General features: G+C 57.0%; 18 protein-coding genes. 6 read left to right on the forward strand and 12 right to left on the reverse strand.

What is annotated here, in order from left to right; genetic code table 11:
• Position 1: 1 nt before the first annotated feature.
• The 4 genes from EO763_RS14220 to EO763_RS14235 all read right to left on the reverse strand — a co-directional run bounded on the left by EO763_RS14220 (position 2) and on the right by EO763_RS14235 (position 6,248).
• Entirely contained in the window at positions 2-1,219 is a 1,218-nt protein-coding gene (locus EO763_RS14220) for a multidrug effflux MFS transporter (protein WP_161530404.1), read from the reverse strand.
• 126 nt (positions 1,220-1,345) lie between these two features.
• On the reverse strand, positions 1,346-4,435 hold the full coding sequence (locus EO763_RS14225; RefSeq protein WP_161529344.1) for an efflux RND transporter permease subunit: 3,090 nt from the start codon (positions 4,433-4,435) through the stop codon (positions 1,346-1,348).
• On the reverse strand, positions 4,432-5,541 hold the full coding sequence (locus EO763_RS14230; protein ID WP_161529345.1) for an efflux RND transporter periplasmic adaptor subunit: 1,110 nt from the start codon (positions 5,539-5,541) through the stop codon (positions 4,432-4,434). Before EO763_RS14230 ends, EO763_RS14225 begins: the two co-directional genes overlap by 4 nt.
• A 92-nt stretch (positions 5,542-5,633) precedes the next feature.
• Positions 5,634-6,248: a TetR/AcrR family transcriptional regulator gene (locus EO763_RS14235; protein ID WP_161529346.1), complete on the reverse strand. Its 615-nt coding sequence runs from the start codon at positions 6,246-6,248 to the stop codon at positions 5,634-5,636.
• Between the two features lie 86 nt (positions 6,249-6,334).
• Here EO763_RS14235 and EO763_RS14240 point away from each other — a divergent pair, with 86 nt between their 5' ends.
• From EO763_RS14240 to EO763_RS14250, 3 genes are all read left to right on the forward strand, one after another.
• On the forward strand, positions 6,335-7,822 hold the full coding sequence (locus tag EO763_RS14240; RefSeq protein WP_161529347.1) for an efflux transporter outer membrane subunit: 1,488 nt from the start codon (positions 6,335-6,337) through the stop codon (positions 7,820-7,822).
• A gap of 25 nt (positions 7,823-7,847) precedes the next feature.
• Positions 7,848-7,982: a hypothetical protein gene (locus EO763_RS14245; RefSeq protein ID WP_244321997.1), complete on the forward strand. Its 135-nt coding sequence runs from the start codon at positions 7,848-7,850 to the stop codon at positions 7,980-7,982.
• Positions 7,983-8,181: 199 nt separating this feature from the next.
• A complete protein-coding gene (locus EO763_RS14250) occupies positions 8,182-9,681 on the forward strand; it encodes a SulP family inorganic anion transporter (RefSeq protein WP_161529348.1) in 1,500 nt (499 codons plus the stop codon).
• Here the strand turns inward: EO763_RS14250 and EO763_RS14255 are convergent.
• From EO763_RS14255 to EO763_RS14280, 6 genes are read right to left on the reverse strand one after another with little or no spacing between them, the layout of a single operon-like run.
• The gene (locus tag EO763_RS14255) at positions 9,667-10,617 is read right to left on the reverse strand and encodes an ABC transporter ATP-binding protein (protein ID WP_161529349.1); all 951 of its coding nucleotides are present in this window, start codon (positions 10,615-10,617) and stop codon (positions 9,667-9,669) included. The two genes, EO763_RS14250 and EO763_RS14255, sit on opposite strands and share 15 nt — an antisense overlap.
• The gene (locus EO763_RS14260) at positions 10,614-11,609 is read right to left on the reverse strand and encodes an ABC transporter ATP-binding protein (RefSeq protein WP_161529350.1); all 996 of its coding nucleotides are present in this window, start codon (positions 11,607-11,609) and stop codon (positions 10,614-10,616) included. Before EO763_RS14260 ends, EO763_RS14255 begins: the two co-directional genes overlap by 4 nt.
• 2 nt (positions 11,610-11,611) lie before the next feature.
• The gene (locus tag EO763_RS14265) at positions 11,612-12,475 is read right to left on the reverse strand and encodes an ABC transporter permease (RefSeq protein ID WP_137742554.1); all 864 of its coding nucleotides are present in this window, start codon (positions 12,473-12,475) and stop codon (positions 11,612-11,614) included.
• A gap of 1 nt (position 12,476) precedes the next feature.
• Positions 12,477-13,433 carry an ABC transporter permease gene (locus EO763_RS14270; protein WP_039538524.1) on the reverse strand — a complete coding sequence of 319 codons (957 nt, stop codon included), beginning with the start codon at positions 13,431-13,433 and terminating at the stop codon, positions 12,477-12,479.
• A gap of 12 nt (positions 13,434-13,445) precedes the next feature.
• The gene (locus EO763_RS14275) at positions 13,446-15,011 is read right to left on the reverse strand and encodes an ABC transporter substrate-binding protein (protein ID WP_161529351.1); all 1,566 of its coding nucleotides are present in this window, start codon (positions 15,009-15,011) and stop codon (positions 13,446-13,448) included.
• Between the two features lie 51 nt (positions 15,012-15,062).
• Complete coding sequence (locus EO763_RS14280) at positions 15,063-16,280, reverse strand: M20 family metallopeptidase (RefSeq protein WP_161529352.1); 1,218 nt, start codon at positions 16,278-16,280, stop codon at positions 15,063-15,065.
• A gap of 771 nt (positions 16,281-17,051) precedes the next feature.
• Between EO763_RS14280 and EO763_RS14285 the strand changes: the two genes are divergently transcribed.
• Genes EO763_RS14285 through EO763_RS14295 form a run of 3 tightly spaced genes read left to right on the forward strand, consistent with a single transcriptional unit; the run spans position 17,052 to position 20,492 of the window.
• Entirely contained in the window at positions 17,052-18,545 is a 1,494-nt protein-coding gene (locus EO763_RS14285; RefSeq protein ID WP_161529353.1) for a Sapep family Mn(2+)-dependent dipeptidase, read from the forward strand.
• Complete coding sequence (locus EO763_RS14290) at positions 18,535-19,269, forward strand: alpha/beta fold hydrolase (RefSeq protein WP_161529354.1); 735 nt, start codon at positions 18,535-18,537, stop codon at positions 19,267-19,269. The genes EO763_RS14285 and EO763_RS14290 overlap by 11 nt, the downstream gene beginning before the upstream one ends.
• Before the next feature lie 41 nt (positions 19,270-19,310).
• The gene (locus EO763_RS14295) at positions 19,311-20,492 is read left to right on the forward strand and encodes a mandelate racemase/muconate lactonizing enzyme family protein (RefSeq protein WP_010278017.1); all 1,182 of its coding nucleotides are present in this window, start codon (positions 19,311-19,313) and stop codon (positions 20,490-20,492) included.
• A gap of 57 nt (positions 20,493-20,549) precedes the next feature.
• On the opposite strand, the gene EO763_RS14300 is transcribed toward EO763_RS14295, so the two are convergent.
• Positions 20,550-23,633 carry an efflux RND transporter permease subunit gene (locus EO763_RS14300; RefSeq protein ID WP_161529355.1) on the reverse strand — a complete coding sequence of 1,028 codons (3,084 nt, stop codon included), beginning with the start codon at positions 23,631-23,633 and terminating at the stop codon, positions 20,550-20,552.
• Positions 23,633-24,715 carry an efflux RND transporter periplasmic adaptor subunit gene (locus EO763_RS14305; RefSeq protein ID WP_161529356.1) on the reverse strand — a complete coding sequence of 361 codons (1,083 nt, stop codon included), beginning with the start codon at positions 24,713-24,715 and terminating at the stop codon, positions 23,633-23,635. The genes EO763_RS14300 and EO763_RS14305 overlap by 1 nt, the downstream gene beginning before the upstream one ends.
• Positions 24,716-24,728: the final 13 nt, after the last annotated feature.

Raw genomic sequence — 24,728 nt, forward strand, 5'->3', positions numbered from 1 at the left:
ATTACTCTTTTGAGCGCGTATTCGCTCTCGTCGGTGAGCCACTGAGAAACAATATTAGTGCTATCAGACAGGCCGTCGCCTGTATACCGCCCAGCGTTGTGACCGCGGGAAACGGCAGTACCGAGCCCAGCCAGGTTGTTAGCGCTGCCATTCCCATCGTCAAAAAACCAAGCAGCGCAGATGCCAAGCCCGCTTCTTTCCCGAAAGGCCCCATCGTAATGGCCGTACCCAGTGGATTGGCCAAGCCCATTCCCCAGAGGAAGATGATCATCGACAAGGTATACCCGCTCAGGCTTGGCGATTCCGGCCCAAGCAACAGCAAACACCCACCGGCTAACGCGGTAGCGAGCCCCGCCGACGCAATCCTTCTCGGGCCATAACGGCGAGCCAGTCGCGGCGCGGCCATACCAGCACCAAAGACAACGAACACGGTAGAGGCAAAATATAGCCCAGATTGTAGTGAGGATAGACCGATCCCACTCATCAGAATCGCAGGTGCAGCGCCAAAAGAGGCAAACAAGCCACTCATCAACAGACTCACCGACAGTGCTGGAAGGATAAACTTCCCATCAACAATCAGCTTGCCGTACGCCACGATGACGCTCGAAATGGAGTTCGGTGCGCGACGCTCAGCGGGATGCGTTTCTCCCAGCCCGTGAGCATAGAAGACCGCGATGACAAAAGCGGCAAATCCCACCAGTATAAAGATCGCTCGCCACCCCAATGTGGTGGTCAATACGCTTCCCAGCAGCGGCGAGAATCCAGGAGCCGCCGCCGTCGCGATCATCGTCAGCGATAGCGCACGCGCCAGCGTTTCACCGTCAAATAAATCACGTGCAATCGCGCGCGCTAACACAGCAGCAGCACATATCCCCAGCGCCTGAATGACTCTTCCCACAATCAGCGTTTCGAGTGAGCCAGCAAGGCCGCCGACTACCGTGCCAACGATGAATATGGCGAGCCCTCCCAGAACGAGGGTCTTACGCCCGTAGCGATCCGATAGCGGGCCAACAACCAATTGAGCCAGCGCGAAAGTAATGAAAAAACTGGAAAGCGTCAGACCAAGTTCACGCGCCGACGCCCCAAACTGCTCGCCGATATCGGGAAATACAGGAAGAATGATATTGGTAGACAATATGCTAATAGCAGAAAGACCAGCCAATAGCGCGACAATTTTTCCGCTTAGTCGCGGGCCTTCGGAATAATGGGTTTTCGCCATAATCTCAGTACTCATGGTGGCCTCAACGCCAACGAGTGGCGTGGGAATACGCTCCACGCCCACAGGCTGGATGGCACTCGCCACAATGTGTGATGTGTGGCGAGTGCTTTTCATATGGATTACGGTTTATACCGATACGGGCTTATCGACATGCGTCTGATTATCGGGACGTATTTTGAACCAGATGGCATACATCGCGGGCAGGAAGACCAGCGTCATGATAGTTCCCCCCAACGTCCCGCCAATCAGCGTGTACGCCAGCGTGCCCCAGAAGACGGAATGGGTAAGCGGAATAAACGCCAGAATCGCCGCCATCGCCGTCAGCAACACGGGCCGAGCGCGCTGCACCGTTGCTTCCACCACGGCGTGGAACGGATCGAGCCCTTCCTTCTCGTTATGGTGGATTTGTCCTATCAGTATCAACGTGTTACGCATCAGGATGCCCGATAGCGCGATCAGTCCGACAAGCGCGTTGATGCCAAACGGCTGGTTGAAGAGCAGCAGCGTCGGCACCACACCAATCAGCCCCAGCGGCGCGGTAAGGAAGACCATCACCATCGCCGACATTGAGCGCACCTGTAGGATGATGATCAACAGCGTGATGGCAATCATGATAGGGAACAGCGGTGCCATTGCTTTGGTCGCTTTTGCCGATTCTTCGATCGAACCGGCCTGCTCAATACGGTATCCGGCAGGCAGCGTATCAATGATGGGCTGCAATGATTTCACAATGGTCGCGGACACATCCGGTGGCTGCAGCGTTTCGGCGATGTCGCCACGAACGGTAATCGTCGGTGTGCGGTCCCGACGTCGAAGCACAGGATCTTCCATTCGTACCTCGACCTCACCGATCTGCGACAGAGGAATGCGTTGGCCAGCCGCTCCGACTAACGTAAAGCCTTCTATTTTTGCGGGATCGCGGCGAATCTCCCCCGCGGCGCGCCCCACTACCTGCACAGAACGGATGTCTTCACGCACAGACGTAATTGGGACGCCAGAGAGCAGGAACTGAAGTTGCTGAGCAACCGTACTGGATGTCAGCCCAACCGATTGCAACCGATCCTGATCCAACGTGAAATGCAGCGTCGGCACCCGCGGCCCCCAGTCGGTATTGACCGTCCTCATCATCGGGCTGGCCTGCATCACCGCTTTCACTTTATCGGCAATCTCACGCAATGTGGCAGGATCCGGCCCCATGACGCGGTAGGCAACGGGAAAAGGTGAGTACGGGCCAAACACCAGTTGCGTCACGCGGACACGCGCTTCGGGCGCGAGGCCGCCAGCCGCCGCTTCACGAAGCCGAAATTTGAGTGCCTCACGCGCTTCCTGACTGTCCGTCAGTACGACAATCTTCGCAAACGACGGGTCAGGTAACTCAGGTGCCATCGCCAAATAAAAACGCGGCGAGCCCTGCCCGATGTAGGACGTGACGATTTTTGCTTCGTCCTGCTGTTTCAGCCAGTCTTCGATCTTCGCCGTCGTGACACTCGTCTGTTCAATGGACGTACCATAAGGCATCTGCACCTCCACCAGCACTTCAGGACGATCGGACGTTGGGAAGAATTGTTTCTTGACCATACCCATCCCGAGAATAGCCACAACAAACAAGACTATAACGGTGCTGGCAACCATCCATTTCTGCGCGATAACACGCGTCAGTAAACGGCGAAATTGGTTGTAATGGCGGGTGTTATAGATAGCGGCATGTCCCCCCTCCACGGTTTTGATTTCCGGCAGCATCTTCACCCCTAAATAAGGCGTAAAGACTACCGCAACCACCCAAGAAGCTATCAGGGCAATGCCGACGATCCAGAACATGTTGCTGGTGTACTCACCGGCGGTAGACTGCGCGAAACCGTTAGGCATGAACCCCACGGCGGTGACCAGCGTACCGGCCAGCATCGGGGCAGCCGTATGACTCCAGGCATAGGCTGAGGCTTTGATGCGACCGTAGCCCTCCTCCATTTTCACCACCATCATCTCGATGGCAATAATGGCGTCATCTACCAACAGCCCCAGCGCCAGAATCAGCGATCCTAACGTGATGCGATCGAAGTTCTTACCGGATGCTTCCATCACGACGAAAACAATAGCCAGCGTCAATGGCACCGCTGCCGCGACAACGACACCCACACGCCAGCCCATGCTGACGAAACATACCGCCATCACCACCAGCAACGCGACGAAGAACTTGATCATGAATTCATCAACGGACGAGCTGATGTTCACCGATTGATCGGTAACCTTCGACAGCGTCATCCCCAGCGGCATGCCTTCATTGATCTTGGCAGTCTCCGCATCCAGCGCTTTCCCCAACGTTAAACCGTTCCACCCTTCACGCATCACCACGCCCAGCAACAGTGCTGGCTCGCCCTGATTACGGACCAAAAAGGTCGCGGGATCTTCATAGCCACGGCTCACCGTCGCCACATCCGACAGTTTCAGTGTTCTGCCCTGTGCGACAATCGGCGTGTCACGAATTTTCTCCAGCGTGTCGAAGGCACCGTCCAAGCGAAGAAAAACCTGCGGGCCGTCTGTTTCAATCGAACCGGCAGGCGTCAGTACGTTTTGGTTGTTCAGCGCAGAGAAAATGTCCTGAGGAGAAATCCCCAGCGTCGCCAGTCGGTCATGCGAAAACGACACAAATATCCGTTCAGACTGCTCCCCGATAATATTGACCTTCTTCACGCCCGGCACATGCAACAGACGCTGACGCAACGATTCGGCATCACGAACCAACGCACGCTGAGGCTCGCCTTTCGCCTTCAGTGCAAAGAGCGCAAACGTCACGTCCGAGAACTCATCGTTGACCATCGGCCCAATAACACCCGTCGGCAGGTTTTTGGCTTCATCGCCGAGCTTTTTGCGCGCCTGATAGAATTCCTCCTGTACCTGTGACGGAGGCGTACTATCGAGCAGCGACAGCATGGTGAAGGAGAGTCCCGGGCGCGTGTAGGTTTCTGAACGGTCGTACCACTTCAGTTCCTGCATACGCTTTTCTAACGGTTCGGCCACCTGATCCTGCATTTCCTGAGCGGTCGCCCCCGGCCATGCAGAGATAATGGTCATCTGTTTGACAGTGAACGGTGGATCTTCTGCCCGTCCCAGTTCGAAGAACGAGAGAATACCGGCCACGGTAATCAGGATAATAAGGAAGAGTGTGATGGCGCGTTCGCGCACCGCGAGCGCCGAAAGGTTGAAGCGTAGCTCACTCATGGTCGGTTCCCCGCCGTGTCGGCAGCGCGCGGTTCTGCCATGCGGATCTCTTCGCCTTCATGCAGCAGATGCGCGCCCAACGCCACAATCTGTTCACCGGGCCGTAGGCCGCCAGTGACTCTTGCCGTGTCATCACCCAACCCAAGCACGTTGACAGAGTGCCACGACACCTTGATGGGCTCACCGGAAATACTCCACACGCCCGGCCCTTTCCCCGCATCATAAAGCGCGGCAATAGGCACCTGAAGAACCGGCTCAGATAACTTATCTTCTGCAATATTCAGTGTGACGGTGGAACCGAGCGGCGTGTTCGCCAGCGCGCCTTCAAGGACATAACGCGCTTCAAACGTGCGAGTCTGAGGGTCGGCAGCGTCGGACAGCAGTCGCAGTTTCACGGGAATGGCGGGATTACCAGAACCGTATCGCATCGCCATGGCTTCGCTCCCAACCACGGGGCGTAGCGTCTCAGGCAGATGTACGACGGCCTCCCGTTGTCCCGCACGCGCCAGCCGGATAACAGGCTGCCCGGCACTAACCACCTGCCCCGGTTCCGCCAGCGTGTCGACCACCACGCCATCAGCATCAGCCATCAAAACGGCATACCCCGTCGCATTGCGTGCCACATCGGCCTGAGCCTGCGCGGCGCTCAGTTCCGCTTTCGCCGTCTCGGCCGCCGCCTTGATCTGATCGTACGCTGACGCGGAGATAGCACCTGCGGCAACCAAACCTCGATAACGTGCTTCATCATCGCTAGCCTGTCTGGCACGAGCCCGCGCAGCGGCAACCGTCTGCTGTTGTGCTTGTGCCTGTAAGCTGAGATCGATGGGGTCCAAACGCATCAAAGGCTGACCGCGTTTGACGCTTTCGCCGGTATCAACCAGACGTTCAAGTATTTTGCCTTGTACCCGAAAACCAAGGTCGCTTTGAATGCGGGCGACAACAACACCAGTAAACGAGCGCGACGTTTCGGCGGCACTCACCACGGTAGCCGCTCTCACTAAAGGAGGCTGATTGCGTGGATCGTCAACGTTGGTAGCGTCGCCGCACGCCACCAGGGCGAGAGGCAACAGGCAAACAGCAAGAGTGGCGGATTTGAGCCGAAGCATGGGTTCCCTTCTTAAATGAGCAGGACAGAAACCGCATTCTCCGATTAGTGACCAATATTGTCAATGGTCACATTTTTAATATGCCAGAATCCTTAAGGTGACAGGCTACGCAATATTAACGACGACAGTAACACCGCAGCGGACGCTGCCGTATCCAGGTTATATTGCAGTTGAGCGGGGACGATATAAGGGCGCATGACCAGATAGATCGCATCCGCCGTTTCATCCAGTGGCGTCTTGCGCTCAAACTCCCCGGACTGCCGTCCCTCCAGAAGAATTTGCTGAATAAGCTGGCGTAGTTTTTCTTCATGTGCCGCTGCCGAAGGCCACCGATCGCGGCTGGCTACAGCGGCAATATCGTATAACTTACGATCGTGAAAAAATAAGTCACTGCCCGCTTCTGTCAAGGCTCTGAACAGGCGTCTCAGTTTTTCTGATGCCGTTGGCGCATCAGCAATCGCTGAATTGACAATATCCATAATCATCGCCAGCCGGCTGGCACAGATCACCTCACCTATCGCCTGCTTGGAATCAAAAAATTTGTAGATATATGCCTTAGAAAAACCAATCGCTTTGGCTAAATCGGACACGGTTGTCTTTTCATATCCAAAGTGTCCGAAGTGCGCTTTGGCCGCTTCCACAACCTGATCTCGAACGCTATGGTCCGACGGCCCGCGTGGGGGATGTGTATTCATATGTTTAGTCATTTTTCAAGCTTAGCTCACCGAGCCCTGATTGACAATGAGTGACCAAATGGTAATGTGGTCACCACCTTTTGACTCAAGGAATTCCTATGTTATCCCTCCGTACCCTTTCCTTGGTGGTGACCACGAGCTTAATGGCAGGTTGCGCCGTTGGGCCGGATTATCACCGCCCAGATGCGCCGCTATCGGCGCGTTATCAGACGCAATCCGCCGCAGAACGATCTGTCTCAAAACAGCCTGTCACAAAATCAGGGAACGCAACCCAGGCTGCCAACGTGGCGGTCTGGTGGGAAAGTTTCAATGATCCCTTACTGAGCGAGTTAGTTTCAAGCGCGCTCGCACAGAATCTTGATTTAGCCCAGGCGTCCGCACGGGTGAGTCAGGCACGGGCTGGGCTTGGCGCAGCAACGGCGGCGCTGCTGCCATCGGGCAACATCAGCGGACAAAGTGCCCGCGCCTATCAGTCGGTTGAAACATCACAGGGCCAGTTGCTTAACACGGTTCCTGGCTATAGTCGCTACGGCAATGCCTATGAAGCCGACCTTAACGCCAGTTGGGAGCTTGATGTATTCGGTGGCCTGAGACGCGGCCGTCAGGCGGCATTGGCTGATTATCAGGCTTCCGAGGCAGGCGTCGCGGCCACACGTCTGGCTGTTGCCGCTCAGACTGCCGACATCTATATCACCCTGCGCGGATTACAAACGCGTCTGGCGATCGCCACTAAACAGGTCAACACGCAGCAACAACTGCTGGATAAAGTACAGCTACTGCACAGCAAAGGACTCGCCGCAGAATATCAAATCCGCCAGACCGAAGGCACGCTTTCACAGGTTCAGGCCAATGTGCCAGTTCTCGAGACTGGGATAGATGCCGCGATGAACGCATTGGACGTGATGCTCGGCACGCCTCCCGGCACCCATCGAGCCCAGCTATCTACCTCGCAGGCCATTCCACAGCCTCCGGCGCTCATATCGACAGGAACACCCGCCGATCTGCTGCGCCGCAGACCCGATATTATCGTGGCCGAACGCCATCTCGCGGCCTCCAACGCACGTATCGGGGTAGCCATCAGCGAGTACTATCCTAAATTCTCGCTCAGCGCCTTACTCGGCAGCGCAACGTCGGTGTCGAGCGGCAATCTGTTCTCCAACGGTGCCAGCCAATCAGCGGGCGTATTGGGACTACGCTGGCGACTCTTCGATTTCGGCCGCATTAACGCCCAGATCGATCAGGCTAAGGGACAGGAAGCCGAAGCGCTGGCGGCTTACCGCCTCTCAGTACTCCGTGCGACCGAAGATGTTGAGAACGCCTTCTCGGCCTTGGTTAATCGCGAAACGCAGGCCACAACGTTAGCCGCTGGTGAGACATCGTTAGCCAGCGCGCGACAGTCGTCTTTCATCGCCTACCAGAAAGGGACAAGCAGCCTGATTGACGTCCTTCACGCCGATGAAACCCTGCTACAAACCTCCGATGCCCGGGCTCAGGCTCAAACCGAATCGGCGCGCGCAGCCGTCGCCACATTCAAGGCTCTCGGCGGCGGTTGGCAGCCTCCAGAAGCCATAGCGAAAGCGTCATAAGGCATGGGAGCGGGCAACCGAGATCGTGAAAGCGTTGAAATACGTGATTCCGCGTAAGCTGTATCCCGTTCCAGCTCAGGCAAAAGTCGGTCATCGCGTTGTCGCGCGCGAAGACATTCCCCGCGAGGCATTTATGGCCATTCTGGCGATTGATGCCTAGTGATTATTGATGTCTAGTGATTAACGGAAAAGCACAACGAGCGGGCGGATAGAACGACGCGCTATCCGCCCCTTCGTTTCCCTACTGGCTTTTCCTTGCCTGTCGATGACGGACAGTATCTTTTATCCTGCCGATAATTTATCCTCTCCCGCCCTTTCGTCATCGACCGATAATTAAGAAAAAATCAGAGCCTGCACTTATGATCTCATCACCCGACGCAACGCCGACGCCAGTGACATCGGCTACGTCAACGCTTGCTGTATTACGCTCGCCCTCGCTGCTGATGCGCGAAGTTTTGGCGGGCACCATCACCGCGCTGGCGCTTATCCCAGAAGTGATTTCCTTTTCCATCATCGCGGGGGTTGATCCCAAAGTCAGCCTGTTCGCCTCCATCGTGTTGTGTTTTACCATGTCCTTTCTCGGCGGCAGACCGGCGATGGTGACCGCCGCAGCGGGTGCCGTGGCGCTGGTGATCGGCCCGCTGGTACATGCGCACGGCGTAGCCTATATTCTGCCAGCGGTAATCATGGCGGGGATCATCCAGATTCTGTTTGGGCTGGCTGGCTTGGCGAGGATGATGCGCTACATCCCCCGCTCGGTGATGATCGGTTTCGTGAACGCGCTGGGCATCCTGATTTTTGCCGCGCAGGTGCCGCATATTTACGGGCAATCTTCGCTCGTCTGGCTGCTGTTTGCGTTGACGCTCGCGATTGTTCTGCTGCTGCCTTATGTGGTGAAAAGCATTCCCGCGCCGCTGGTTGCCATTGTGACAGTGACCGCGATTGCCATGTTTACCGGCATCACTGTGCCTAACGTCGGTGATGCGGGTCCCATGCAACCCGGATTACCGAGTTTCACCCAGTGGCTGGTGCCGTTCAATCTTGCAACGCTACACATCATCTGGCCAACCGCGCTGAGTATCGCCTTTGTTGGGCTGATGGAATCGCTGTTAACCGCCAAACTGGTCGACGACATCACGGATACCCCGTCCAGCAAGCGCCGGGAATGCTGGGGGCTGGGCATTTCCAATATCTTCGCTGGATTTTATGGCGGCATTGCCGGATGTGCGATGATCGGGCAGACCGTGGTCAACGTGGAGTTGGGTAAAGCGCGCACACGCATTTCCACCCTCGCCGCCGCGCTGGTGCTGTTGCTGCTGGTGACTGGGCTGAGCGAAATCATGGCGAAAATTCCGATGGTGGTGCTGGCAGGCATTATGATGATCGTCGCACTGAAAACGATGAACTGGCATAGCCTGCACCCAACCACGCTGAAGCGTATGCCGCTATCGGAAACGCTGGTGGTTATCGTGACGGTTGTCGCGACCGTCTCGACGGGGAATCTGGCTATCGGCGTGGCGGGCGGCGTGATCTTTGCCATCTTGCTGTTTGCGCGCCGCGTGGCGCACGTCATTCACGCGGAGCGTCAGGTGAGCGAAGACGGACAGTCGGTGCACTACATGGTACGCGGCCCCCTATTCTTCGGCAGCAGCAACGATCTCTTCGAGCACTTTCTTTATGCGCAAGACCCGCAAAACGTCACCATCGATCTGACGCACGCCCAAATCTGGGATGCCTCCAGCGTGGCGGCGCTCGACGCGATCGAAACCCGCTATCATCGCTACGAGGCGAAGGTCACTATCATCGGGCTGGATACCCACAGCACCAAAATTCACCAGCGACTGTCAGGGCATCTCTGATCGGGCGCAGGCGACGCGGTGTTCCGCATTGATCCAATATTCTTGCGTTGGATGTATGCGGCATCGCGCCGACGTGCCGGGTGTCGGTTCGTCAAACTGACACCCGCTCTCTTGCCCTTGCTGCGCGTCCACCTGAACAGCCCGCTTTAACCGTGGATGCGCGGGCGGAATCGAGGCCAACAGGAAACGGGTATACGGATGACGCGCCTGTGAAAACAGCGTCGCCGCAGGCGCTTCTTCGACAATGCGCCCGCGATACATCACGCCAATACGGTCGGCAATATGGTGTACCACGCTCAGATCGTGCGCGATAAACAAATACGCCAGCCCCTGCTCCCGCTGTAACGCCAAAAGCAGATTCAGAATTTGCGACTGGATAGAGACATCCAGCGCCGAAACCGGCTCATCGCACACGATCAATTTCGGTTCCAGCACCAGTGCGCGGGCAATCCCGATACGCTGACGCTGCCCGCCGGAAAACTCGTGTGGAAAGCGTCCGGCATCCGCAGCGGTAAACCCGACTCGCGTCAGCATCTTGATCACCTGCGCCTTGCGCCATTCGCTATCGCGTATGCCGTGGATAATCAGCGGTTCTTCTATGCTGTACCCGACGCTACGCTTGGGATCGAGCGAGGAAAGCGGGTCCTGAAAGATCATCTGCATGTCGCGCCGCAGTAGTCGCAACTGCTCTGCGTTCTGCTGCCGGAGATCGTGGCCGGCAAAGTGCAGTTCCCCGGCATTCGCGGGCGTCAGGCCTAAAATACTGCGTCCCGTGGTGCTTTTTCCACTGCCTGATTCCCCAACCAGCGCATAAGTCTCACCGGGGAAAATATGGAAACTGACATCATCGAGCGCTACCCGCGTTTTTTTACGCCATCCCTGCCCGACCCGAAAGGTTTTACGCAGGTTTTTCACTCGTAATAACGGTTCGCTCATACGGCACTCCCGAGGCTATCTGCCTTCCAGCAACGTACGCGATGGCCCGACCCGTCAGCCACGGAAAGCTCGGGGGGAGACTGGTGACAGCGTTCATCCGCCAGCGGGCAGCGCGGAGCAAAACCACAGCCGATAGGCGGATGAGACAACGGTGGGACACTGCCGGTTATCTCCGGCAGCTCGCTTTTACGCGGCGCATCAAGGTTAGGTACCGCCCGCAGCAGCGCCTGCGTGTAAGGATGGCGCGCGTTATCAAACAGCGTGAACACATCCGCCTGCTCCACCACTTCCCCCAGATACATCACGATCACGCGCTGACACATCTGCGCCACCACCGACAGATCGTGCGTAATCAGCACGATACCCATGTCGGTTTCGGTTTTTAACTTATCCAACAGCGAAAGAATCTGTGCCTGAATGGTGACATCGAGCGCCGTTGTCGGTTCATCGGCAATCAGCAATCCCGGTCCGCAGGCAATGGCGATAGCAATCATCACTCGCTGGCGCATCCCGCCAGATAGCCGATGCGGATAGCTCACGGAACAGGCGGCCGGATCGGGCATCCCCACCTGGGTTAGCAGTTCATGTACCCGTGCTTTTCGCGCCTGACGCGAGAGCGTGGTGTGCTGCCGCAGGCTTTCATCGATCTGTTCACCCACGGTATAGACGGGATTAAGGCTGGAGAGCGGGTCCTGAAAAATCATGGCCAACGCATTGCCCCGCAGGCGTCGTCGCGCCTCATCCGACAGCGACAGCAGCGGCTGACCGTTCAGGCAGGCCTCACCGCCGACCCGGCTAGCGCGCGCAGGCAACAAGCCCATCAGCGCATCGGCGGTGACGCTTTTGCCACAGCCAGATTCACCGATGATGCCCAGCGTCTCACGCGGGTTCACCTCAAAAGAGACCCCACGGACAGGGTGCAAGAGGCCAGACGGCGCGGCAAACGTGACTCTCAGGTCTTTGACAGACAGTAGCGGCGTTTCACTCATCATATTCACTTTGGTGTCGTAACCGCTTTCAGCAGACGGGAAACCCGACGTGAGAGCGGCTTAAGCGTAGGATCGGAGATATCGCGCAGGCCGTCTCCAATCATATTCAGAGACAGGATCAAGAGCACAATGGCCATACCGGGGAAAAAGGTCATCCACCAGGAGGTAAAAATCACTTTTTTCCCCTCCAGCAATAAATTACCAAGGCTGGGCGTCGGCGCAGGGATCCCCGAACCTAAAAAGCTCAGCGCCGCCTCGGTGAGAATCGCGACCGAGAAGATCCACGACACTTGAACGATCAGCGGCGATACCACGTTGGGCAAAATGTGCAACCAGATGATCCGGCGACTCTTTGCCCCCTGCGCACGCAGCGCCTCGATGTAATTTTTCTCCTTGATCACCAGCGCCGCCGCCCGCATCACGCGCGCCACCGACGGCACATAGACCAGCGACAGCGCCAGTACGACATTGGCGGGATTCGGACCAAGAATACCGACGATGGAAATGGCCAGCAGCAGAGAAGGAAAGGCAAACAATCCGTCACAAATCCGCATGATGACCATATCCAACGGGCGATACCAAACACATAGCAGGCCGATTAGCGTGCCAATCGCGCCTGAAATCAGCGCGACCGCGCCCCCAACGGACAACGAGATCTGGACCGCAATCGCAACCCGCACAAACACATCGCGGCCAAAATTATCGGTGCCAAACCAGTGTTGCCACGTCGGTGCGGACAACCGTTCCAGAGGATTTAAGGCATAGGGATCGTAAGGGCTGAGAAACGCGCCCCCCACCGCGACAACAAGAATAAGCAGCAGGATCGCGATGCCCGTTGTCAGGAGTTGATTGGCAAACAGCGCTTTCATGTCACTCCTTCTCCCCAGACAGGGAGAGACGCGGGTCAACGGCGTGCCCCAGAATATCCACCGCCAAATTAATCAGCACATAGCTGACGGTAATCAGCAGCACTGCCCCCTGAATCACCGAGAAATCGCGGCGTTCGATGGAATCCACCACCAGCGAGCCGACGCCGGGAATGCCGAACACGCTTTCAATCACAATCGTTCCCGTCACGAGCGAACCGAAAGATTCACCGCAGATGGTGAGAATAGGCAGGAGCGCATTTTTCAGGCCGTGACGCAGCAGAACCCGGTATTCCGCTACGCCTTTGGCACGCGCCGTTTTAATGTAGTTTTCGCTCAACACATCGAGCATGACCGCGCGCGTCATGCGGGCAATCAGCGCCGCGATGCGCAGCCCCAATGCCAGCGCCGGAAGCGTCATATACCACAGATTGACCAGCACATCGCCGCGCGTCGAGCTGTATCCCACAACCGGAAACCAGCGCAACTGCACGGCAAAAAAGAAAATCAGAAACAGCCCGAGTAAAAAGCCGGGAATCGACATCCCCACCGCCGCCAGCCCCATAATCAGGCGATCCAGAAACCGTCCCTGTTGCGATGCGCTAAGCACGCCAGCCGCCAGCCCAAGCAGCAGCGCCAACCCTTGCGCATAGAGCGCCAGTGCCAGCGTAGGTTGCAGGTGCTGCAAGAAAAGCGACATGACGCTGGCATTCATGAAGAGCGAATGGCCGAGATCGCCACGCAGCACTGCGCCAAACCACACGACAAACTGTGTCAGCAGGGGCTTATCCAGCCCCATTTGTTGACGCAGCGCGGCGACATCCCCCGGACTGGCATCATTGCCCAGAATCACCAACACCGGATCGCCCGGTGCCAGATGTACCAGACAAAACACCACGATGGAAACCACCAGCAGCACGGGTATCAGCGCCAGCAGCCGATGGAAAATAAACCATCCCATTCGCTTCTCCGCTTACGGTTTTGTGATGCTGACGTTCCACAGGACGGGGCCGATTAAATCCCGATAGCCGTGAACATGGTGCTTGATCGCGACCGCATCAGGCGTGGTGCGCCCCAGCACAATCACCGGCAGATAGGTCCAGGTTTGCACGTGGAGTTTATCCACCAGTCCTCTTGCCGCCTGTAGCGACGGAGCCTGCTTGATATCATCCAGCAGCGCATCAATTTCCGGGCTGTTACTCAGGCCGGGGAATTTGGCGCGGGAATCCAGGAAAGGATACTGATGCAGCACCTGACGCATCGAGAATTCCAGCGCACACAGGTCGAAGTTTTTAGGATCCTGACGCCGCTGTAACACCGTGGCCCAGTCATAGACATCAAGACGAGATTTCACGCCAATCTGTTTGAGCACCTGCTGTGCGACAATCGCCAAATTGTACAATTCGGCGTATTCCTTGGTGGCGATGATCACCACTTCTTCACCGTTATAGCCGGACTCTTTTACCAGCTTTCTGGCCTCGTCCAGCTTGTGCTGATTCCAGTAAGGCTTACCAGCTTCACTGTGCCAGTCCACCTGCTCAGGAAAACCTAACGATGAATCTTCCCTGAAAAAGCGTGGATCGCTGTAGCCCGCCAGCAGCACCTGATGGACATCGAGCGCCAGATTGAATGCCTGACGCAGTTTCACATCGGCAAACGGTCCGCGATTCTTGTTGAACAGGTAGGTGATCAGCGATCCTCCCGCTTCGGGACGATACAGCTTCACATCGCGGGCGCTATTCAGCGCGTCAATGTTGTCTTTTGGTAAATCGAAAACGACGTCATATTCACCGGTCAATGCGCCTGCCAACCGGGTAGATTCATCCGTGATGTAGCGGAACCAGATATCTTTCACCTCGGCCTTTTTCTGGCCCGACAGACCATTCGCAGGTTCGCTACGCGAGACATAACCGTCATAGCGCGTCAGATGCAGATAATCCCCCTGTTTGAATTCCGCTAGTTTGTAAGGACCGGTGCCAATCAGTTCACTCACCGGTTTTTTGCTGGTATTGGCTTCGTCGATCAGGCGCTTAGGCATAATCGAAGGCAGGTTCTTCAAATCGGCCAGCACATTCAGGGTAATCAGAGACGGCGTCTGTACCGTCAGCTGTACGGTGCGATCGTCAATCCGGCTAAACTGCGCTCCCGGCAGATTGGCTTTCCCCTGCGTAGAGACGGTCAGCCAGCGGTTCATCGATGCCACCACATCGTCTGCCGTCAGCGGCTGACCATCATGAAAGCGGATACCGTCGCGCAGCACAAAGGTATAGACCTTGCGGTCATCACTCAGCGAATAGCGTTCAACCAGTTCCGGCACCGGTTCAAACCGATCGTTAATCGTAAAAAGTTGTTCAAAAATGTGGCGTACCACATCCGTGGTCGCACTGTTGGTTGTCAGGTAAGGATCGAGCGTACCCGGTCGTTTGCCATAAGCGATATTCAGCGTTGCATCGCGATTGACGGTTTCCGCCAGCGCGATTCCCCAGGGTAAACTGGCCGCGAGCAAGAGTGCAGCGGCAGGAAAGTTAAACCATTTCATTGATGGGAAACTCCACTATTTTTATGATATTCAGCCTGTGCAGACGCCGCATCAGGCGGCGTCGGTAACCGAGCGACGGCCAGCAAACTCGTCTTTGGCATCCTGTAACGCGCGGGGATCCGTCAACAGTCGCAGACCGGTTCGAGCCAGAACCTGCGCGCCCGTCAGCAGCGCGGCATAACCGAGCGGGGAATTTGCCGCTTCACGGAATGGCACGGTGTGGCCGATCAGATCGTCAGGACCGATTTTAATCGTGGGGTGTGCCGTCGGCACCGCATGGCTGATATCTCCGGCATCCGTCGAACCGATGCCCTCCTTCGCTTTTTGATCGACCACCTCCCCTGCGGCAGTGAATTCTTCCAGCAGGATGGCATTCAGCGAGTGGTTGATCAGGAAATCACGCGGGCCAACCTGATGTTCAATTTTCACCGTGGTGCCCGTTGCCAGCGCGACGCCATCCGCAATCGCGCGAATACGCGGTTCTAACGCCACCACGTCTTCGCGCGTTTTGGCACGAATGTAATAGTGGGCGGAGGCGTATTCTGGAATCACATTCGGCGCCTGCCCGCCGTTGGTAATAATGCCGTGAACCCGAACGCCGTCCGGCAGTTGCTGGCGCAGCACGCTGATTCCGTTGTAAAGCAGCACCAGCGCATCCAGCGCGTTCACGCCTTTATGCGGCGAGCTTCCTGCATGGGAGGGTTTACCGTAAAAATGAAAATAGAGGTGATTGTTTGCCAGCGACGGCCCAGTGAGCCGCGTTTTTCCTGCCGGATGAACCATCAGGGCGACATCGACCCGATCAAGGAAGCCATGTTCAACAAAACGCGCCTTCACGTTGCCATTAATTCCGCCTTTCCCGCGCAGGCCGCCTTCTTCGGCTGGCGTACCCAACACCACCACCTTGCCGCCGGTCTGATCGATAACCTCTGCCAGTGCAATCGCAGCCGCCAGACTGGTTACTCCGATGATGTTATGACCGCAGGCATGGCCGATATCGATTAACGCATCGTATTCAGCGAGGTAAGCAATGGTCGGCCCCGGTTTGCCGCTGTCTTTTTCCGCATAAAAGGCCGTTTCATGTCCGGCAACGTTCAGCGTTACCGTGAAGTGATGCTTCCTTAATAAATCCGTTAATAGCCCGCTGGCGTAATATTCATTATTACCCGTTTCGGGATGCGCATGAATATCCTGGGAAATCGCAATATATTCTTCGCGATGCTGTTCAATACTGCTACTGATACGCTGCTGTAATGCGAGAGTTCCCATCTTGCTCACCTTTTTATGTGCTATGAATATATCGCGCGATAAAATAAATATGTCTACCTCACCGCCGCTTACGGAATACATCGCATCGTGTTGCCCTTCATCCCTAAAAAACCCGACAACATCAGTGAATCCCTTTATTTAGCGATAAAAATACCCACCCGCCGACAACGGCAGGGAATAACAATCAATACTGTGTTTTTTACGATGACTACTCGCCACGCTGGACGATGCTCAAACGACGTTAAAAATAATAAGGGTGCTTCTAATTACTTATTTCACCATCACTATAACGGCAACCTGTCATTTCTTTTATAGAGATTCAGGATAAGGATATCTGATAAACGGTATTGCACGCGTTATTGGTCTTGCAGCGAAAAATGAATAATGCCTATACAGCGGGCAGGAATAACAATCGCTATACCCTAAATAATTCGAGTTGCGTGACAAAACGTGAGCGTTTTGAACAACGCTCTGCGTTGGTCCTTTAGGACAAGGCCGCATGGCCTTGTAACGCGGCAACCGCGCGAATCCCCAAGAGCTTACACCAGTAAGTGACTGGGGTGAGCAAGGACAAATTGGCTTAGCCGATTTGAACGCCGCTTGCGGCGGCCCTTCAGGGCGAGGCTCAGCAATGAGCCGAGTATTGCCAACGCACAAGCAGCTTGAAGTATGACGGGTATATATATTTTCTGTGGATATGCATGAAAGGAATCATGCTAAAGCGTGGCGGGCAGATGTTTTATGTTATTTGGTCACTTAATGGAGAAAAGTATGTCCACAGCCCTTACCCCACAAGAAAGCGCCCTGTTACCCAAAATCGAGCGGTGGATTGCCGCACAGCGTGACTCGCTGATTGATGAGCTGGCGACGTGGATTGCCATTCCCAGCGTGAGCCGCGCCGATCTCGCTCAGCCGGGCGCGCCATTTGGCCCCGAGTGCGCCCGCGTATTGAATACCGCGTTGACGTTAGCGGAACAGGCCGGGTTCCGTACCGAGCGCCATGCGGGCTACGCGGGTTCGGTGGTTTACGGCGAGCACAGCGAGGATATCGGCCTGATTAGCCACCTTGATGTTGTGCCCGCGGGTGAACACTGGACGTACCCGCCGTTTGCGCTGACGCGTCACGGTGATTTTCTGATCGGACGCGGCGTAGCTGACAACAAAGGCCCCGCGATCCTCGATCTCTATTTGCTCAAGTTGATCCGCGCGCTGGATATTCCCCTACACCACAATCTGCGCATCGTTTATGGGTTGGCGGAAGAGACCGACATGGCCGATCTCGCCTGGTTTGCCCAACACGGGCCAGTACCGCGTATTTCGCTGGTCACCGACGGGAAGTTCCCAGTGAACTATGCGCAGAAAGGGCAAATCGCGTTCCGCCTGCACATTGCCGACGCGGGCGTGCTGGCGAACCTGACCGCTGGCAATGCGGCCAACAGCATTCCGGCTACTGCGCACATCACGCTCGCCGATGCCCCCCGCGATCTCAGCGTCGATAGGCTGCGCGGTCTGGGGGCCGGACGCATCACGCTAATCCCCACTGAACAGGGGATCACGCTACAGGCACAGGGTATTGCCGGCCATGCGGCCTTCCCTGACGGCACGCTCAGCGCCGCCGTAGTGCTGCTGGATGCCCTACGCGAGCTGGAGCTGCTGCCAGAACCGGAACGCACGCTAGCCGCGCAGTTACAGCAGATTTTCGCTTCTCCCTATGGCGAGCCTATTGGGCTGGCGCAGGAGGATGCGCCGTCGGGCAGGCTGACGCTGAACGCAGGTCTCTGGCAGTCGACCACTCCCGGTTCACTGACTCTCCTTGCCGACATTCGCTATCCGGTGACGCGGGAAGGAAACGCGATCATCGCGGCATTACGCGACCAACTTGCCACAGTGGCAACCAACATCTCGCTGGTGGACGGCTGGCGTGACGTGCCACCGTTTTATCTGCCGGAAGAGAACAGCTCGCGGCAGGTCTTGCAGCAGAGCTGGCACGATGTGACAGGTCGTGCGGACCCTGCCTATTCAATGGGAGGCGTAACGCATTCCAAAGTGCTGCCGCGTGCGATTACGTTCGGCCCCGGCTACCTGCGTACCGAGGCCAATAGCCCAGACTTCCTACCCACAGGCCACGGCTTACCGCACGGCGCAGACGAAGTGATCCATCTGCCCTCGCTGCTGGCGGCACTGCCAGTCTATGTGATTGCGCTGATACGGCTGGATGCGGCGCTGCATACGCAGAATCAGGAGAATCCTTCCCATGACCGTTGACGCCCACGCCACCACGTTTGTCTTGATACACGGTGCCTGGCACGGCGGCTGGTGCTGGTCGCGTGTGACCGAGCGGCTTACCACCGCAGGCTTTGCCTCTTCGGCATTGACGCTCACCGGGCTGGCAGAACGCCGTGACGAGCTATCGCGCGGCATTAACCTGTCCACCCACATTCACGATATTACCGACACGATCCGCCAACAGGGTTGGCGCGATGTGACGCTGGTCGGCCACAGCTACGGCGGCTTTCCCGCTACGGCCGCCGCGTATCAACTGCCTGACGTCGTCAGCCACCTGATTCTGCTGGATGCGTTTTTACCCGCACCGAGCGAAAAGTTGCTGGATCACGCGCCTGCTCTCATCGCCGCCTACCAGACACAGGCGGCGCGCGACCCCACGTGGCACATTCCTCCGCTTCCGTCGCTGCTGTTTGGCGTGAACGAAGACGATCGCGAGTGGGTCGATTCCCGCCTGACACCGCAGCCGGTAAATACCTACTTTGAATCCGTCGCACTGGCACCCGCACCACCGACGCTGAAGAAGACCTACATTCGCTGCACGCGCGCGGCGGGCAACTATCTCACCACCTCAGTACAACGCGCTCAGACCGATCCAACCTGGCGATTTCTGACGCTCGACAGCGACCACGATGCGATGATTGACGCACCGGATGCGCTAACCACGCTGCTGACGTCAACGTTGACAACCCGCACGCCTCTGTGATTAGACTCAATGCTAAGCAGGCTAACTTAAGGAAAGGATTGATGAAAATTACTGACGTGCGCGTGATTCTCGCGAACCGCTATATGTTTGTTGAGGTCACCACTGACGAGGGACTGACGGGTATTGGCGAATCCGGTGCCTGGGGCTTTCTCGATGCCTCCAAAGGGGCCGTTGAGGCACTGCGCACGTACCTGATCGGGCAAGATCCGCTGCGCATTGAGCATCACTGGCAGTATATGTATCGCTGCTGGCATTTCCGTGGTGCGGCCATCATGGGTGCCATCAGCGCCATTGATATTGCCCTGTGGGATATCGCGGGCAAGTATTACGACACGCCGGTTTATAACCTGCTGGGCGGCCGCTGCCGCGATAAGGCGCGCGTTTATGCCCACGCGGGAGGACGAACCACGGAAGAGACCATCGCCAATCTGAAAAAAGCCAAAGCCGACGGCTTTACCGCAATTGGTCATCTCACACCGTTTCTGGATGAGTCACGCGATACGCCCTATTTCACCACCCACGCCAAAGAGATCGGTGAAGCCATCGAACGCATCGGCCTCTATCGGGAAGCGGTCGGTAACGATGTCGACCTGTGTATTGAAGTCCATCGCCGCCTGAAGCCCGCCGATGCCGTGGTGTTCGCCCGCGGCATTGAACCGTTTTATCCCTATTTTATTGAAGACCCTATCGGTGCAGACAACTTCGATTCGATGGCGGAAGTAGCCGACAAAATCAATATTCCTATCGCCACCGGTGAACGCCTGAATAACCCGCAGGAGTTCGCGATGCTGATTCGCCGCAACGCGGTCGCCTATGTGCGTCCTGACGTTTGCATGTGCGGCGGGATTACCGGTGCGAAGAAAGTGGCCGCATTGGCAGAGGCCAATGATCTGATGGTGGTGCCGCATAACCCGCTTAGTCCGGTATCTACCGCCGCCTGTTTACAGATCGCCGTCAGCATCCCGAACTTTGCTCTGCTGGAGTATCCGGGAGATGACCAACCGGCGCTGTCGGAAAAATTTGGTGCGACGGGCGTCGAGAACGGCGTGCGGAAAAAAGACGTGGTGAAGAACACCTTCAAATGCGTGGATGGCTTTATGGAAATACCGACGCAGTCCGGCATCGGTATTGAACTGGCGGACGATCTGGAGAACCGCTTCCCCTATCGCCGTCGTGGCCTGAAAACCCGACTGCACGTCGACGGTTCCGTCGTCGATCAATAGCGGCGTCTCGACAGGTCGTGGCGACCACGCATCGCGCCACGACCTGTCGCGTTTCACCTACGCCGTAGGATTAACCGCTTTCCGCCCTTCCCACTGCATCAACAGGCTCAGCGCGGCAGGCAGTGCCAGCAGCGTCAGCAGCGTCGCCACCATCAATCCGCCGATAATTGCGTACGCCATCGGCCCCCAAAACACCTGATGCGCAATCGGGATCATGCCGAGGATCGCCGCCAGCGCGGTTAATACTATCGGGCGTGAACGATGGTGGGCGGCATTCACAATCGCCTCTGTCGCAGGCTGTCCGTTTTTCACATTCAGATCGACCTCGCCAATCAGAATAACGGCATTACGAATAATCATTCCCGCCAGTGCAATCGCCCCCAGCAGCGCCACAAACCCCATCGGCGTGCCGGTCGGCAGCATGGCGGCGACAATACCGATCAGGCCGAACGGCGCAGTCAGGAAGGCCAGTACCATACGGGAAATACGCTGCAGCTGAATCATCAATAGCACCAGCATGACCAACAGCGTTACCGGCAACACTGCATACACGGAGCCATTACCTTTATCAGACTCCGCCGCCACGCCGCCTTCCGTGATGTGATACCCCGCAGGCAACGCGGCGCGATAGCGTTCAATTTCAGGTGCCAGTTTTTCAGACAGAGCAGGTGCCCGCACGCCAGGTGCGACATCCATTTGCACCGTAATGAACGGTTCACGCTGACGTCGCCAGATAATGGGATCGTCGACGCCGTACGCCACGGTAGCAATCTGTCCCAGCGGGACGGAACGCCCATCTGCAATCGGGATTTGCAGATTCGCGATCGTAGCAACATCCCGTCGCTCCTGCGGCGTACCGCGAACGACCACATCCACCAGTCGATTGTCATCACGTACCGAGGTCAACGTTGAACCGGAGAATATCGCCGCCAGCATGCTAGCCACATCCTGCGAACTGATGCCAACTGCACGCGCTTCGGTCTGATTCAGCACCACGTTCACCGAACGTTCCGGCTCTCCCGCCGTCAGGTTGACCTCGCGCACATCGGCCTGATTGCCCACCAGACTGGCAAGCCCTTGGGCAATATCTCGGACGCGATGAATATCCGGCCCCGCAACCCGATATTTAAGCGGCCAGCCGACCGGCGGCCCCAATTCCAATGCGGACACGCGCGCCACAATGTTGCTGAAATCGCGCTCAAGCACCTGATTCAATTTTGCCGCCAGCGCATCCCGCGCCTCCAGACTTTTTGCCACCACCACCAGTTGCGCGATATTTTCGTGACTCAGCAACACATCCATCGGGAGATAAAAGCGCACCGCCCCCGAGCCGACATAGGTGGAGAAATGGTCAACGTCCGGATCATCTTTCAGAATGGCTTCCAGCCGTTTTGCCTGCGTTTCCGTCACCGTCTGTGAGGCGTTCGCGGGCAGCGTCAGGCTGACCAGCAGTTCCGGCCTATCCGATGCGGGAAAAAACTCGCCCTCCAGTCGGGTGGCACCAAACAGGGCGACAACCAGCAAGAGCACCGCGATGAGTAACGTCATTCCCCGCTTTGCCAACGCCCGTTGCAACCACTGGCGATAAAGGCGGCCCACTCGTCCCGGTTCGTTATGCTGGTGACGAAACGTTTTTGGCAACAGCCAGACACCGAGCAGCGGGGAAAAGAGAATCGCCACGATCCAGGAACTAAGCAACGCGATCAGCACCACGACAAAGAGTGAAAAACAGTATTCGCCCGCGCTTGATGAGGCAAACCCGACGGGAATAAACCCGGCAATCATCACCAGCGTCCCCGTCAGCATGGGGAAGGCCGTGCTTTCATACGCCCAGGCAGCCGCCCGTTTGCGATCCCAGCCCTCTTCCAGCCGCGACACCATCGCTTCAACCGTAATCATGGCGTCATCCACCAGCAGCCCCAGCGAAATAATCAGCGCCCCGAGCGAGATGCGCTGTAAGCCAATACCGGTTATCTCCATGCCAATAAAGGTCATCGCCAATACAATCGGGATGGACGCGGCAACGACCAATCCAGCGCGGCTGCCAAGAGAGACGAACGAGACCGCCAACACAATGGCAACGGCTTCCAGCAACACTTTGATAAAACCGCCGACCGCCCCTTTCACCACTTCCGATTGATCGGCCACGCGCGTCATGTCAATCCCATGCGGCAACTGCGTCGCAATCACGTTCATTTTATCGCGAATGGCCTGACCGAAATTGAGCATGTTGCCGGTGGGTGCCATGGAGATTGCCAGCCCAATCGCTTTCTCGCCATTCACGCGAAACGTCGGCGACGGCGGTTCCGCCGTTTCACGGCTAATGGTGGCGATATCGGTCAGAGGAACAAATTTCCCACCGATGCGTAAGGTAATCTGCCGCAGGCTCTGCTCGGAGGTAAACGCCCCGCTGACGCGTACAGCGATCTTCTCATCATCGGTGCGAATAATGCCGGCGGGCGTGACCGCATTCTGCGCCTTGAGTGAATCAATCACCTGTTGCGGATCTAACCCCAGCCCGGCCAGCCGTCGGGGCGAGAACGTCACCACAATCTGTTCTTCCTCCACGCCGAGCATGTCGACCTTACCGACATCCGGCACGCTCAGTAACGCAGAGCGAATATCGTCAACCTTGTCGCGCAGTTCCCGTGGTGAAAATCCCTCTGCGGTGAAGCCGTAGATCGTGCCAAACGTATCATCAAACTCGTCATTCACGGCCGGTGGGCTGACGCCATCAGGCAACGAACTGGCGATATCGGTCATTTTCTTACGCACCGTATACCAGATATTCGGCACGGCGGAAGGCGGCGTATCGTCGCGCAGGTTAACGAAAACCACCGATTCCCCGGCGCGGGTATAGCTCTCGACATAATCGAGATACGGCGTTTCCTGTAATTTTTTCTCCAGCTTATCGGTGACGAAATTCACGGTATCGTTCACCGTGGCTCCCGGCCAGGCCGCAGACACCACGGCAGATTTGATGGTAAACGCAGGATCCTCATTGCGGGGCAAACGCTGGTAGCTCATCACGCCTGCGGCCACGATCACCAGCATCATAAACGCGACAAACTGCTGGTGCGCCAACGCCCAGGCGGAGAGATTAAAACGCGTGGCGGTAGACGGTTGAGATTCACGAGACATCAGTGGCGCTCCTCATCACTTAGCCGAATTTTCTCGTCCGGCCGTAATTTACTGACGCCAGCAGTGACAACACGGTCGCCTTGTTTCAGCCCCTCGGCGACGAAAATCGCCGTATCGCTATAGCGTGCGACGCTAACCGGCTGTAAACGCAACGTCTGGGTCTCCGCATTCACGACATAGACCGCAGGTTTGTCCCCCTGACGCGTGAGCGCAGACGCGGGGAGTTCAATGACAGCGGTGTCGGACTGCTGTATCGCACCATTCACGCTGGCCCCCAGCACCATCGCCGCCGGTGGCGAGGTTAAGGTGACTCTCACTCGGAAGGTTCGCGTAACGGGATCGGCCTGCGGACTGATATCGCGTACGCGCCCCTCTGCCTGAACGCTCGGTTCAGACAGCAGTGACACGCGGATAACGCGCGAGGGCAGCGACGGATTAACCAAACGCTCCGGCACATCAAACACCGCATCACGCCCGTCAAGCGAAGCCAGCCGGACCACCTCCTGCCCGGCACTGACCACCTGACCGGGGTTCACGCTGACCGTCGTGATCACACCATCCTGTGCCGCCGTGAGCTGCGTATAGCTAAGGCGCTCCTGCGCGCCTTTGACGGTAGCCTGTGCACTTTCACGGCGGGAAACGGCGGCATCCCAGTTTGCCTGTGCTTCATCAAGCTGTACCCGCGCAATTGCCCCACCCGGTGCCAACGCCTTCATACGGGAGAAATTGCTTTTCGCCAGCCGTTCTGCCGAGGCTGCACTGGCTAAATCCGCCTGTGCGCTGCGCAACTGGTTTTCGCTGTCGCGCGCATCGAGCGTCGCAATCACATCGCCGCGCTTCACGGATGCACCGACATCCATCAAACGATTAAGCACGCGTCCATCCAGACGGAAACCCAGTACCGTTTCTTCGTGCGGACGAATCTCTCCCGTCAACGACACAGGTTCACGATTCATCGCCGGCATGACGAGCTGCGTTTTCACCGGCCTGACGGGCGATGACACAGGCGAATCATCAGCGCTGTCGCAGCCGCTCAGGAACACGGCTGACAGCAGACAGAAGGCAAAACGGCTAACCATCATTACAACCTCTCAA

This window comes from Pectobacterium odoriferum, assembly GCF_009931295.1.
GTDB lineage: Bacteria > Pseudomonadota > Gammaproteobacteria > Enterobacterales > Enterobacteriaceae > Pectobacterium > Pectobacterium odoriferum.